The 12,569-nt window shown below is 71.7% G+C and carries 12 protein-coding genes; 5 read left to right on the forward strand and 7 right to left on the reverse strand.

Going from position 1 to position 12,569, the window contains the following annotated elements:
• Nucleotides 1-52: 52 nt before the first annotated feature.
• From AB0E85_RS17245 to AB0E85_RS17260, 4 genes are all read right to left on the reverse strand, one after another.
• Nucleotides 53-427: a hypothetical protein gene (locus AB0E85_RS17245; protein WP_104782382.1), complete on the reverse strand. Its 375-nt coding sequence runs from the start codon at nt 425-427 to the stop codon at nt 53-55.
• Between the two features lie 89 nt (nt 428-516).
• Nucleotides 517-1,038: a roadblock/LC7 domain-containing protein gene (locus AB0E85_RS17250; protein WP_361927459.1), complete on the reverse strand. Its 522-nt coding sequence runs from the start codon at nt 1,036-1,038 to the stop codon at nt 517-519.
• Between the two features lie 38 nt (nt 1,039-1,076).
• Nucleotides 1,077-1,919, reverse strand: a complete 843-nt coding sequence (locus AB0E85_RS17255) for a hypothetical protein (RefSeq protein ID WP_361927462.1) — start codon at nt 1,917-1,919, stop codon at nt 1,077-1,079.
• On the reverse strand, nt 1,916-2,356 hold the full coding sequence (locus AB0E85_RS17260) for a hypothetical protein (RefSeq protein ID WP_361927465.1): 441 nt from the start codon (nt 2,354-2,356) through the stop codon (nt 1,916-1,918). Before AB0E85_RS17260 ends, AB0E85_RS17255 begins: the two co-directional genes overlap by 4 nt.
• 436 nt (nt 2,357-2,792) lie before the next feature.
• Here AB0E85_RS17260 and AB0E85_RS17265 point away from each other — a divergent pair, with 436 nt between their 5' ends.
• The 4 genes from AB0E85_RS17265 (at nt 2,793) to AB0E85_RS17280 (ending at nt 8,568) form a co-directional block, all read left to right on the forward strand.
• Entirely contained in the window at nt 2,793-4,151 is a 1,359-nt protein-coding gene (locus AB0E85_RS17265; RefSeq protein WP_361927467.1) for a lipase family protein, read from the forward strand.
• A 205-nt stretch (nt 4,152-4,356) separates the two neighbouring features.
• Nucleotides 4,357-6,552, forward strand: coding sequence for an MMPL family transporter (locus tag AB0E85_RS17270; RefSeq protein ID WP_361927470.1), 2,196 nt, complete (start codon nt 4,357-4,359; stop codon nt 6,550-6,552).
• Nucleotides 6,553-6,643: 91 nt separating this feature from the next.
• Nucleotides 6,644-7,825, forward strand: coding sequence for a histidine kinase (locus AB0E85_RS17275; RefSeq protein WP_361927472.1), 1,182 nt, complete (start codon nt 6,644-6,646; stop codon nt 7,823-7,825).
• Nucleotides 7,826-7,848: 23 nt separating this feature from the next.
• On the forward strand, nt 7,849-8,568 hold the full coding sequence (locus tag AB0E85_RS17280) for a response regulator transcription factor (protein WP_361927475.1): 720 nt from the start codon (nt 7,849-7,851) through the stop codon (nt 8,566-8,568).
• 10 nt (nt 8,569-8,578) lie between these two features.
• Here AB0E85_RS17280 and AB0E85_RS17285 read toward each other — a convergent pair whose 3' ends face one another.
• On the reverse strand, nt 8,579-8,947 hold the full coding sequence (locus AB0E85_RS17285) for a hypothetical protein (RefSeq protein WP_361927477.1): 369 nt from the start codon (nt 8,945-8,947) through the stop codon (nt 8,579-8,581).
• Between the two features lie 533 nt (nt 8,948-9,480).
• On the opposite strand from AB0E85_RS17285, the gene AB0E85_RS17290 reads away from it, so the two are divergent.
• Complete coding sequence (locus AB0E85_RS17290) at nt 9,481-9,984, forward strand: acetoacetate decarboxylase family protein (RefSeq protein WP_361927480.1); 504 nt, start codon at nt 9,481-9,483, stop codon at nt 9,982-9,984.
• A gap of 49 nt (nt 9,985-10,033) precedes the next feature.
• Here AB0E85_RS17290 and AB0E85_RS17295 read toward each other — a convergent pair whose 3' ends face one another.
• Nucleotides 10,034-10,222, reverse strand: a complete 189-nt coding sequence (locus AB0E85_RS17295) for a CstA-like transporter-associated (seleno)protein (RefSeq protein ID WP_107457937.1) — start codon at nt 10,220-10,222, stop codon at nt 10,034-10,036.
• The gene (locus AB0E85_RS17300; protein ID WP_361927483.1) at nt 10,219-12,372 is read right to left on the reverse strand and encodes a carbon starvation CstA family protein; all 2,154 of its coding nucleotides are present in this window, start codon (nt 12,370-12,372) and stop codon (nt 10,219-10,221) included. The genes AB0E85_RS17295 and AB0E85_RS17300 overlap by 4 nt, the downstream gene beginning before the upstream one ends.
• Between the last annotated feature and the right edge of the window lie 197 nt (nt 12,373-12,569).

Genomic DNA, 12,569 nt, shown 5'->3' on the forward strand with positions numbered 1-12,569 from the left:
GTGCCCTCCGCTACGTGTCCGTGGCGGAGGGCTCCCGTCGGGTGCTGCCGGATCAGACCTCCAGGTCGGCCTCGATGCGGCGCAACTGGTGGCGGGCCATGGCTAGGTTGGCCCGGCTCCCGTCGAGCACGAGGTAGAGGAAGAGTCCGCTGCCGCCGCGGCCCTTCAGGAGGCGGATGAGGTGGTACTGGGTGTTCAGGGTGATGAGGATGTCCTCGATCTCCTCCTTCAGTCCCAGGTGCTCCATGGTGCGCAGTTTGGACCGCACGACGTCGGTGTTGCCCGCGGCGGCGACCTCCAGGTTGAAGTCCTTGGTGCCGCCGAGGGTGCCGAGGGCCATGCCGCTGGTGTAGTCGACGAGTGCGACGGCCGTCGCTCCGTCGATGGAGCTCAGGCATTCCTTCAGCGCGGTCTCCGTGTTGGCCATGCGCTCGGTTCCTTTCCTTCGGTCTTCTACTTCGGTGGGTCGGAAGGTTCGGTGGGTCTGGCGGTCTGGTGGTCGGGTGGTCGGGTGGCTCAGATGCCGGTCTGCGGGCGCGGCCGGTGTGCGGGCCGCTGCGGGGTGCGTACCGGGAGGGTGCCGATGGGGCGGCCCGTGGCCGGGGGCACCGTGGCGAGGGGCTCTTCCGGTGCCGGCCGGTCTGCGTGGCGGCCGGTGCCCGGGCCCACGCCCGTGGCCACCAGGTCGGCGATCCGGGCGCCGCTGCGGCGACCTTCGAGGTGCAGGCGGCCGACGTTGACGCGGTCCTCGGCGAGGAGGGTGAGCACGGCGGTCGTTCCGGCGGCATAGGTCGCGACGTAGCCTCCGGTGCCCCGCACCAGCAGTTCGCGGAAGTCGCCGCGGGCTGCGGCGTCGGTCGTGCGGTAGGCGACGCCGAGGGCGGCGGCGGTGAGCGCCGCGAGACCCTCCGGCTCGGTGCCCGGCACGTCGTGGGCGAGGACGAGTCCGTCGACGGTGGCCGCGAGGGAGCCCGTCAGCCGGGGTATGCGGGTGCGGAGCCGACGCAGTTCGTCCAGGACGTCGGTCTCGACGGCCATGAGCAGTCTCCTTTCGGCACGCTGTCTTCGCGCGCGGATCACAGTGCCTCCAAGGCGTGCAGGAGCCGTCGCAGCAGTGCGGTGTCGGGCTCGTCCGGTGCCGCGGGACGAGGTGAGGGGCCCGGCTCGGCGGACACGGTGGCGGGGGCGGACGCTGGGGCTGGGGCTGGGGCTGGGGCGGAGGTGGGGGCGGGGACCAGGGGGGCCACGGGGGTGACCAGCCCGGCGGCGGCGAGGCGGCGGAGCTCGACGAGCGTGTGGAAGGTGCGGCAGGCGAGGGCGGTGGCGATCTGGGCGGCGGTGCGGACACCGTCGACCTCGGCGAGGGTCCGCCCGCGGCGGGCCGGCAGGTCGGCGGCGTCCGGTCCGGGCACCCGGGCGAGCGGCGCGCGGTCGACGGCGGGCTCGGGCCATATGCGGTGCAGCAGTTCGCGGCGGCGTCTGGACTCGCGCAGGACGGTGTCCACCGGTACGGACCGGACCGCGCCGAGCCAGTGAGCGGCTCCGGGCCGGAAGCGGAGCGCCGGTCCGTCATGGGCGAGGACGAAGTACGCCGCGTCGAAGAGGGCGCCCAGGTGGCACAGTTCGAGCGCGCCTGCCGCGAGGTGGCCGCTGTCGACCAGTTGCCGTCCGACACGGCAGCGGCGGCCGGCCTGGTCGATCGCCTTCCACCAGCCGTCCGGGGCGAGTGCGCCGCTGTGGGTGAGCAGGTCGCCGAGGTCGGGGGTGACGGCGGATTCGACGTGGACGACGTGTCCCGCCGCGAGGTAGACGATCCCCGTCTCGGTGGACAGGGCGCCGGTCGCGCCCTGCTCGGCGAGAGTGCCGAGTCGGGCCGAGGCGGGTTCGCCGGTGCGCAGGGTCCCGGTCGGCGGGGTCATCCGAGCACCAGCCGGTCCGCCATCTCGGCCAGCCGGATGCGGGCCAGGGCCAGGTTCCCTTCGTCACGGTCGAGCCACAGGTGCACGAACACCGTGCTGTCGAAGGTCGTGGTGACGAACCTGAGCAGGTGGTACGAGTCGGCGTTGGTGATGATCAGGTCCTGTACGGGGGGCTCCTTGCCGGACGCTCCGCCGGACGGCCCGCCCGAGTCGTCGTCGGGCGGCCCGCCCGGGCCCTTGCCGGTCAGGGCGAGGGCGCCGCTCTCGGTGGCGAGGCGGGCGAGTTCGGCGGTTTCCGCAGCCGTCGCCTCCACGTCGCCACCGGGTGCGTCACCGACCGCTCCCAGCGCAAGACCACTGATCCAATCGACCACCGAAGCCCCTCGGGCACCTTGCAGCCGCATGGCGTCCAGCAGACTCTCGTCGATTCCGGGCACGCCGAATCCCCTCCCCCTGCACGGCCGTTCCCGCGAACGTGAGCACGACACTACGCACGGTGCTCGGTGCAGGTGAACGCTTTGGCATTTTCCAAAGGAATGTGCAGGAAGCGAGCGGAAGATGACCAAGGTCGGACGAAAGCGAGCAGGAAGCGTCGCAGCACTCGGGACGGGATGCGGGCCGGCGACTTGACCTGCCGTTATGGCCCTCCGGATCGAGGGAGCCGTCCAGTGCGCCGACGCCGACAGCAGGGCACCCCCCGACAGACCGCCGAACCGGTCGGCGAGCACGTCCTTCACGCAGACCGCCTCCACCACGCCCACACTTGCTCCGGCAAACGGTTACTGGACCGTAACCACCACTCGCGTTACCAGCGGTAACTACCAGTGCTAGTTTTTCGCGCACCATGCAACGCAGCAGCGCGAGGAGTGCACTGTGAGCCGTTACCGAAGCCGTCCGGCTTCCCCCTTCACCCGTCTGACCGCCGCCGCGCTCGCCACCGCGGCCTGCGTCTGCGCGGGTGCGACCACGGCCGACGCCACGACGACCGACACCGAACCCGTCGTGTCCCGTGGAGTCGACATCCCGGACTTCTACACCCCGCCCACCCAACTGCCCGCTGCCAACGGTGCCTTGATCCGGCACGAGCCCCTCTCCCTGGGGCTCTCGCTGCCCGGCCTCGACGGCCGTCCCCTGCCGGGCACCGCCACCCGGCTGATGTACAAGTCCACCGACTCCGACGGCCGGGCCGTCGCGGTGACCGGCGCCTACATCGAGCCGTCGGCGGCGTGGAAGGGCGAGGGGCCCCGCCCTCTGGTGGCGGTGGCCTCGGGAACCATGGGCCAAGGCGACCAGTGCGCACCCTCCTTCGCCCTTCAGCACCCCCTCACCGTCAACGGGCAGACCCTGTCCATCGCCTACGACAACCTTGCGATCTACCGGCTCCTCGCCACCGGAGCGGCCGTCGTCGTCACCGACTACGTCGGGCTGGGCGCCACCGACCGACTGCACACCTACGTCAACCGCCTCGACGAGGGGCACGCCGTGCTGGACGCCGTCCGTGCGGCGCGCGCTCTGCCCGGCACGTCCCTCACCTCCGGCTCCCGCGTCGGCCTGTACGGGTACAGCGAGGGCGGCGGGGCCAGTGCGGCCGCGGCCGAACTCCAGCCCACCTATGCGCCCGACGTCCACCTGGCGGGCACCTACGCGGGGGCACCGCCCGCCGACCTGATCGCCGTCATGAAGGGGATCGACGGGAGCGCTCTGGCCGCTGCCCTGGGCTGGGCGATCAACGGCTTCGCCCAGGCCTACCCCGGCATGCGCGACGTCGCCGAGGCGAACCTCAGCGACGCGGGGCGCAAGGCCCTCGCCGACACCTCGACCATGTGCGTCGGCGAAGCGGTCATCCGCTACGGTTTCGCGCGGAGCAGCGCGTGGACGACCAGCGGCAAGACCGTCGCCGAGATCATCGCCGCCGAGCCGAGCGCCCGGGCCGTCCTGGACGAGCAGCGCATCGGAACGCTCAAGCCGGCCGGTCCGGTCCGGGTGGCGACCGGCATCCAGGACGACATCGTTCCGCACGCCCAGGCTCGCCGACTGGCCGTGGACTGGTGCCGCAAGGGCGGTGCCGTCACATACACGGCCGTCGACCTGCCCGACCTCGGCGACAGGCTCCTCACCAATCACCTCGCCCCCCTCATCACCGACCAGACAGCGGCGATCTCCTGGCTCACCGACCGTCTGGAGGGCAAACCGGCCACGTCCAACTGCTGGACGATGCCCTTCCAGCGCTGACCGCGCCATGAGCGGCCCCGCCCACCCGCTCGCCGGACGGGGCCGGGGCCGCCCTGGCGAAGGCGGCGCCACCCGGTCTACTGCGATCGCAGTAGACGGAAGTGTCTGCGATCGGCCAACGACGAGAGGCACGGAAATTGCGAGCGTAGGGGTGGGCCGTGATCGTCGGCCCGGCTGTGTGCCGTACCCCTGGAAAGGCTCGTCCATGTCCTCTCTCGCCCGCTGGTGCCATCGGCACCGGCTCGCCGTCGTCCTGGTCTGGGTGGCCTTGCTGGTCGCCCTCGGCGGGGGAGTCGGCGCCGCCGGCAGCGCCTTCGGGAACAGCCCGACTTCACAGGACACCGACTCGGCCAGGGCGACGGCCCTGTTGCAGGAGGCGTCCAACAGCGCCGCGGGCAAGAGCGGCCGGGTGGTCTGGCAGGTCGAGGGCGGCGGGGTCACCGAGCCCGCCGCCGAGAAGGCGATGACCGGCACACTGAGGGACATCGCCCACGCGCCGGGCGTCGCCGCGGTGACCAGCCCCTACACGCCCGCCGGCAAGGCGCAGATCAGCGAGGACGGCCGGACGGCCTACGCGACGGTCGCGTTCGACCGGGACGTCTCGGACGCCCAGATCGACCACGTGAAGGCACTCGCGGCCGACCCGGGGCCGGACAGCCTGCACATCGCCTTCAACGGGCAGGCGTTCACCGTCAATCCCGAACCGAACGCCGTCGCCGACGCCATGGGCATCGTCCTCGCCTTCATCGTGCTGCTGTTCGTCTTCCGGGCCATCTGGGTCGCGGCGCTGCCCATCATCACGGCCGTCGTCGGCGTCGGCGCCTCCGCCGTCACGGTGATCCTGCTCAGCCACGTCATCACGCTCTCCGACACCACGCTGACCCTCGGCTCGCTCATCGGCCTGGGCGTGGGCATCGACTACGCCCTGTTCATCGTCAACCGCCACCGCACCAACCTCCTCGCCGGCATGAGCGTGGCCGAGTCGGTCGCCAAGTCCCTCAACACCTCCGGCCGGGCCGTGGTGTTCGCCGGACTCACCGTCGTCGTCGCGCTGCTCGGCATGCTCACCCTGAACGTCGGCATCATCAACGGCATGGCGATCGGCGCCGCCGTCACCGTGGTGCTCACCGTCCTGGCCGCCATCACCCTCCTGCCTGCGATGCTCGGCCTGATCGGTCCGCGTGTCCTCAGCCGCAGGGAACGCCGCGAGGTGGCCGACCGGTCGTGGCCGCACGCCTCGGACCGCACCGGGCTGTGGGGCCGGTGGGCCGAGCGTGTCCAGGCGCGGCCCAAGACCCTGGGGTTGGTCGCCCTGGCCGTGCTGACCGCGCTCGCGTTCCCGACGCTCTCCCTGCGGCTGGGCGCGTCCGACGACGGCAACCTGCCCACGTCCTCGACGAACCGTCAGGCGTACGACATGATCGCCGACGGGTTCGGCCCCGGCTTCAACGGCCCGCTCGTCCTGGCCGTGCAGGCCCCCACCGCCGCCGACAGGGCGGCCGAGGCGAAGCTGGTCACGACCCTCGGGAAGGTCGACGGTGTCGCCAGTGCCGACGCCCCGCCCATGAAGGACGGGCAGAGCGTCGGGGTGATCTCCGTCGTCCCGACGACCTCCCCGCAGTCGGCGGCGACGTCCGACCTGATCCACCACCTGCGGGACGACGTGATCCCGCAGGCCGAGCAGGGCACGTCCATGAAGGTCTACGTCGGTGGTGTCACCGCGAGCAACGACGACTTCGCGTCCGTCCTGATGGGCAAGCTCCCCGTCTTCGTCCTGGTGATCGCCGCACTCGGCTTCCTGCTGCTGACCATCGCCTTCCGCAGCCTGCTCATCCCCGCGGTCGGCGCGCTGCTCAACATCCTCAGCATCGGGGTGGCCTTCGGCGCGATCGTGGTCGTCTTCCAGTACGGCTTCGGCGCCGGACTGCTGGGGCTCGGGGCCGCCGGTCCGATCGAGTCGTTCGTGCCGATCCTGGTCGTCGGCATCATGTTCGGCCTCTCCATGGACTACCAGGTCTTCCTGGTCAGCCGGATGCGTGAGGAGTGGGCCCACACCGGGGACAGCCACCGCGCGGTCCGCGTCGGGCAGGCCGAGACCGGCAAGGTCATCGCCGTCGCCGCCACCATCATGGTCTGCGTCTTCGGCTCCTTCGTGTTCGGCGGGATGCGGGTGATCTCCGAGTTCGGCGTCAGCCTCGCGGTGGCGGTCACCGCGGACGCCCTGCTGATCCGCATGATCGTCGTCCCCGCACTCATGCACCTGTGCGGGAAGTCGAACTGGTGGCTGCCCCGCCGGCTGGACCGGGCACTGCCCGACGTGTCGGTGGAAGGCCCCGCCGACGAGCCGGCCCCGGCGCGGCGGGCGGTGCGTGAACCGGAGACCGCCGGCCTGGCCGGCTGACCGGCACGACGACGACCGACGCGGCGGCGTAAGTCGGCGGAAGGCGAGGTGGCCCCGCCTTCCGCCGACCGGCGCTGCCTAGAGTGAGGGAATGGAACAGCCCATGGTGTGGCGACAGTGGCTGGCTCGTCACGACAGGATCAAAGACGCGCTGCCCGCGATTCCCCTGATCGTCATCGCCGTGGCGGCCACCGCCGTCGGTACGTCCGACTGGCACGAGCCGCGCTGGGACGAGGTGGCGTGGACGGCGCTGTCGTGCGTGCCGTTGGCCTTCCGCAGCCTCCGGCCCCTGGGCATCGCCCTGTTCACCGTGCTGGGCGACCTCACGCTGATGACCGTCGCCCCGCACATCGCGCCGACCCCGGCCGCGAGTCTGGTCGCCCTGTACACCCTCGCCACCCTCGGCAGCCGGCGCACCGCGTGGCTCGTCGGCGGCGTTGCCGCCGTGGCGATCACGGGTGTGCACGCCGCCACCCACATGGAGTCCGTGGTGGGGGGAGCCAGCCTGCTGCGTTTCGACTTCGCGATCGCGGCCACGGCGCTCGGTCGCGCCGTCCTCAGCCGTCGCGAGAACCTCGCTGCGGCCAGGGAACGCGCTGAGACCGCCGAACGCCGGCAGGAGGAGGAGGCCCGGCGCCGGGTCACCGAGGAACGCGTGCGCATCGCGCGTGACCTGCACGACGTGGTCGCCCACCACATCACCCTGGTCAACGCACAGGCGGGGGTGGCCCATCACCTCATGCGCGCCAACCCGGAACAGGCCTACGAGGCGCTGGCCCACATCAAGGACAACAGCCGCGCCGCGCTGGACGAACTGCGCGCCACCGTCGGTCTGCTGCGTCAGCCCGACGACGCGCCCGGCTCGCGTTCCCCGGTCCCCCGGCTTGCCGATCTCGACGCCCTCGTCGGCGGGTTCAAGGCGAGCGGGCTGTCCGTGCAGGTGGCCCGTACCGGTACTCCCGCACCGCTGGCGCCCGCCACCGAGCTGACCGCGTGCCGCATCATCCAGGAGGCCCTCACCAACACCCACAAGCACGCCTGCGCGACCGGGGCCGCGGTGGTGCTGGACTACGGCGTGGACTCACTGCGGGTCACCGTCACGGACGACGGACGTCCGGGCACGCTCAAAGGGGCGGGCACCGGCCATGGGCTGATCGGCATGCGCGAGCGGGCCACCGCCATCGGCGGCACCGTGACCGCCGGGCCGCGGCCCGAGGGGGGCTTCCGGGTCATCGCCGAACTGCCGTTCTCGCTCGCCCCCACACCTGTCTGACACACCATGAGGAAGATCCGTCCATGACGATTCGCGTTCTGCTCGCCGACGACCAGGCCCTGCTCCGGGGCACCTTCCGACTGCTCATCGACGCGCAGCCGGACATGGAGGTCGTCGGGGAGGCCTCCAACGGCCGGGAAGCGGTACGGCTGGCACGCTCCGGACGCGCCGACGTCGTGATCATGGACATCCGGATGCCCGAGGTCGACGGCATCGAGGCCACCCGGCGGATCGGTCAGGACGAGGACCTGGCCGGGGTCAGGGTCCTCGTCCTGACCACGTTCGAGGAGGACGAGCTCGTCGTCGAGGCCCTCCGGGCCGGTGCGAGCGGCTTCCTGGGCAAGGGAGTCGAACCGGCGCAGCTGCTCGACGCCGTCCGTCTGGTCGCGGCCGGTGAGGCGTTGCTCTCCCCCGCGGCCACCAGGGGACTCATCGCCCGCGTCCTCGCCCAGCCCTCCCCCGGTGACCTCGCCGACCCACGCAGGCTGGCGACGCTGACTCCGCGGGAACGCGAGGTGCTGACCCTGGTGGGCACGGGTTTGTCCAACGACGAGATCGCCGAACGTCTCTTCGTCGCCACCGTCACCGTCAAGACCCACACCAACCGGGCGATGGCCAAACTCGGCGCCCGCGACCGCGCCCAACTCGTCGTCATCGCCTACGAGACCGGACTGGTCCGAGCCGGAGAACGGCTGACAGGAGCTCCCTCCCCGGGGTGGCTCGGCCTGTGCCCCGGTCGCTGATCACGCAAGGCTAGACGCGCTCGAACTTCCAGGTGACGCTGGTGGCGTCCGCCTCGACGACGGTGACGGGGATGGAGAGGTCCTTGCCGTCGCCGTCCTTGGCGGTGCAGGTCACCATCGCGCCGGCCACCGCCTTGAGATCCGGGCACTTCACGACGGACGTGTCGCCACCGATCCATGGCAGCGGACTGTACTTCGACGAGGTGCGCCCGGCGACGACGGTTCCGCTGAGCGCCTTGTGGCCGTCCACGGTCACGGTGGTGGACTTGTCGAGCCCGGTGGTCGACTCCGTACCGCTCATGGCGAAGGTGAGGGCTCCGCCGCCTACGGCCACCGCTGCCACCGCGACGCCGGTGACGATGACAGGCTTGCGTTCCATGGGGTACTCCTCAGGGAGAGAGACGGGGTTGCGGCATCGAATATCTCCCGGCGGAAGCGGCGCCGGCCTCGGCCGATCGGCCGGCTGTGAGGGCTTGTCGCACTTCTCCCTCGGCCGGATGGCCGATCCCCGCAGCCGCGCCCGAGACCGCGTTCCGAGAACCGCGCCCCCCGTGTTGGTGACGAAGAGAGGCGTGCCGCGGTGGTGACCTCGCCGAGACAGGGCGCTTCGGCTCGCACCGTCATGAGGGCGCGGCGGCTGCACTCCCCCGGGCAGGCCGGTCTCCGCCGCGTACCTCAGGCGGCACGAGCCGCACCCGTCGCGCAGGACATCCACCGCGGGTCCGGACCGTCTCCGGTGGGACAATCGGCCGTACGAACCCGAGCCGAGGAAGTCGGTCATCACGCCGTGGAACGAGCAGCCGTGCCCTTTCCTCCTTCGCCCTGGCACCTCACAGGCGACATGGTCGTCTCGCTGTGGCGCGTCCCTTGGGACGACCTGCCGCCCTGGCCCCTGCCGCGCGGGGTCCGACCGTGGGTCGTACGCTGCCGCGCCACCCTGCTCACCTTCTGGGTGGACTACCGGCCCGGCGGGCCTACCGCGAAGTCCTCATCGCCCTGGCCGTCCGCCACGGACGCCGCCTCGCCGGCAGCACCGTGGCGGCCTGGGTCGACGACGAACAGTCCCGGGCCGGGGGACGCGCCCTGTGGGGCATCCCGAAGGAGCTGGGCGCGATCACGCTCAGCTCGGACGGCCGGGGCAGCCGGGGCGAGCTGACGGCCGCAGGCATGCCGCCGGTCCGCGTCGCGTACCGGGACGTGCTGCGGCTGCCCTTCCGGCTGCCCGCCCGCTCCCACCTGGTCCAGCAACGGCCCGACGGTACGGAGTGCCGCGTACCCGCGCGGATCAGCGGGCGGCCGGCCCTCGGCCGCAGCCGCGTCACGACCGGGGCCGGCGCTCCGCTGTCCGCCCTCGCCCGGCACCGGCCGCTCATCTCCGTCGCCCTCCGCGACTTCCGCGGTGTCGTGGGCAGGTGAGCCGTACGGCCCTCCTGCGGCGCCCGTTCCCGGGCGCCGCAGGAGCCGCTCAGCAGCAGCGGCTGTGGGTGCGGGCCTCCTGATGCCGGGTGCGCAGCACCTGGTACTCCCGGCGGGTGGGCACCGGGGCGAGCGGGTGGTGACGCCGGTGCCGCTCGCAGTGGCGGTCGTACTCGGCCTCCCCGGTCAGCTCGCGCAGATACCAGCGCACCGCCCGCGCCCAGTGCCGGATCCTCACGAGCGGGCTCCGGCCAGGGGCTCGACGGAGTCGCCGGGTGCGTCGATGCGGGACTCGACGTACGGCGCCTCGGTGGTCGGCAGCGGCGTGCTGGACCGTATCGCGCGCACGCAGACCACCGCCGCGTTGCCGATCACCACCGCGACCAGGAGCAGGAAGAGCGCGATGAGGACGCCGTCGACGGTGGAGTTGGTGACCACGGTGTGCATGTCGGCGGTCGTCTTGGCGGGGGCGAGGATCTGGCCGGCGTCGAGGGCGTCGGCGTAGTGGGCCCGTTGGGCGAAGAAGCCGATCTTCGGGTCGGCGGAGAAGACCTTCTGCCAGCCGGCGGTGAAGGTGATCGCGGTGACCCAGGCGAGGGGAACGCCGGTGACCCAGGCCCACCGCAGCCGCCCGGACTTGACGAGGACGGTGGTGCAGACGGCGAGGGCGATGGCGGCGAGCAGCTGGTTGGCGATGCCGAAGAGCGGGAAGAGCTGGTTGATTCCGCCGAGCGGGTCGGTGGCGCCGGTGTAGAGGAAGTAGCCCCAGGCGGCGACGACCAGGCCGCTGCACAGCCAGATGCCGGGCTTCCAGTTGACGCGGCCGAGCGGCTTGTAGACGTTGCCGAGCATGTCCTGAAGCATGAAGCGGCCGACGCGGGTGCCGGCGTCCACCGTGGTCAGGATGAACAGCGCCTCGAACATGATCGCGAAGTGGTACCAGAAGGCCTTCATGGCGGCCCCGCCGAACACTCCGGAGAAGATCTCCGACATGCCGACCGCGAGGGTCGGGGCGCCGCCGGAGCGGGCGATCAGTGTGTGTTCCTCGACGGCCTTCGCGGCCTGGGTGAGCTGGTCGGGGGTGATGGTGAAGCCGAGGGACGCCACCGCGTGGGACGCGGACTCGGCGGTCGTGCCCAGCAGACCCGCCGGGGCGTTCATCGCGTAGTACAGACCCGGCTCCAGTGTCGCCGCGGCGATCAGCGCCATGATCGCGACGAACGACTCCATCAGCATCGCCCCGTAGCCGATCAGCCGGACCTGGGACTCCTTCTGGATCAGCTTCGGGGTGGTTCCGGAGGAGACCAGGGCGTGGAAGCCGGACAGCGCGCCGCAGGCGATCGTGATGAAGAGGAAGGGGAACAGCGCCCCCGCGAAGACCGGGCCCGTTCCCGACGTCGCGAAGTCGCTCACCGCGTCGGCCCGGAGCACGGGCGCGGCCACGATCACGCCCACCGCGAGCAGGGCGATCGTGCCGATCTTCATGAAGGTGGAGAGGTAGTCGCGCGGCGCCAGCAGCATCCACACCGGCAGCACGGAGGCGACGAAGCCGTAGCCGATCAGGCAGAAGACCAGGGTGGTGGGGCTGAGGGTGAAGGTGTCGGCGAGGGAGGAGTTCTGCACCCAGCCGCCGCCGACGATCGCCAGGAGCAGCAGCGCCACGCCGATGAGGCTGGTCTCGACGACCCTGCCGGGGCGGACGCGGTGCATCCAGAAGCCCATGAAGAGGGCGATGGGGATGGTCATCGCGACGGAGAACGTGCCCCACGGGGAGTGGGCCAGAGCGTTCACGACGACCAGCGCCAGCACGCCGAGCAAAATGATCATGATGGCGAACACCGCGACCAGGGCGGCCGCCCCGCCTGCCCGGCCGATCTCGTCGCGGGCCATCTGGCCCAGTGACGTGCCGTCCCGGCGCATCGACAGGAACAGCACCACCATGTCCTGAACCGCCCCGGCGAAGATCACCCCGGCGACGATCCACAGCGTGCCCGGCAGATAGCCCATCTGGGCCGCGAGAACCGGTCCCACCAGCGGCCCGGCGCCGGCGATCGCGGCGAAGTGGTGGCCGAGCAGCACCCGGCGGTCGGTCGGCTGGAAGTCGACGCCGTCCTCGAGACGCTCGGCGGGCGTGGCCCGGCGGTCGTCCGGCCGGAGTACCCGGCGGGCGATGAACCGCGCGTAGAAGCGGTAGGCGATGGCGTACGAGCCGAGCGCGGCGACCACCAGCCAGACCGCGGAGATCTCCTCGCCCCGGGCGAGCGCGAGGACGCCCCAGGCGACGGCGCCGAGCAGGGCGACACCGGTCCACAGCAGGGCGGATCGAAGTGATATACGCGACTTTTCGGGCGCGGGCAGACCGGATTCGGGCAGGGTGGACGCAGGCATGGCGGCTCCTCACCAGGGCGGTGCGGGACACCTCGCGATCCGAGGTGCCCGGGGATCAGCGAAGCGGCGGCTCTCCCGCTCGCTGTGGGTCTGTGCAAGAGTTGCCCACCCCCCGGAACCGGTTGACAGCGAAATTCCAGAGGATTCCCCGCCGGTTCCGTGTCCTCCGATCCGGGCCGCCGCGCAACTCTTGCGCG

Source organism: Streptomyces sp. NPDC029044 (assembly GCF_040637495.1).
In the GTDB taxonomy this organism is placed as follows: Bacteria; Actinomycetota; Actinomycetes; order Streptomycetales; family Streptomycetaceae; genus Streptomyces.

Bases quoted from the DNA above. Each gene is read 5' to 3' on its own strand.
- AB0E85_RS17285 (WP_361927477.1), bottom strand. From the start codon at position 8,947: ATGGAACGCAAGCCTGTCATCGTCACCGGCGTCGCGGTGGCAGCGGTG.
- AB0E85_RS17270 (WP_361927470.1), top strand. From the start codon at position 4,357: ATGTCCTCTCTCGCCCGCTGGTGCCATCGGCACCGGCTCGCCGTCGTC.
- AB0E85_RS17300 (WP_361927483.1), bottom strand. From the start codon at position 12,372: ATGCCTGCGTCCACCCTGCCCGAATCCGGTCTGCCCGCGCCCGAAAAG.
- AB0E85_RS17275 (WP_361927472.1), top strand. From the start codon at position 6,644: ATGGAACAGCCCATGGTGTGGCGACAGTGGCTGGCTCGTCACGACAGG.
- AB0E85_RS17255 (WP_361927462.1), bottom strand. From the start codon at position 1,919: ATGACCCCGCCGACCGGGACCCTGCGCACCGGCGAACCCGCCTCGGCC.
- AB0E85_RS17280 (WP_361927475.1), top strand. From the start codon at position 7,849: ATGACGATTCGCGTTCTGCTCGCCGACGACCAGGCCCTGCTCCGGGGC.
- AB0E85_RS17245 (WP_104782382.1), bottom strand. From the start codon at position 427: ATGGCCAACACGGAGACCGCGCTGAAGGAATGCCTGAGCTCCATCGAC.
- AB0E85_RS17250 (WP_361927459.1), bottom strand. From the start codon at position 1,038: ATGGCCGTCGAGACCGACGTCCTGGACGAACTGCGTCGGCTCCGCACC.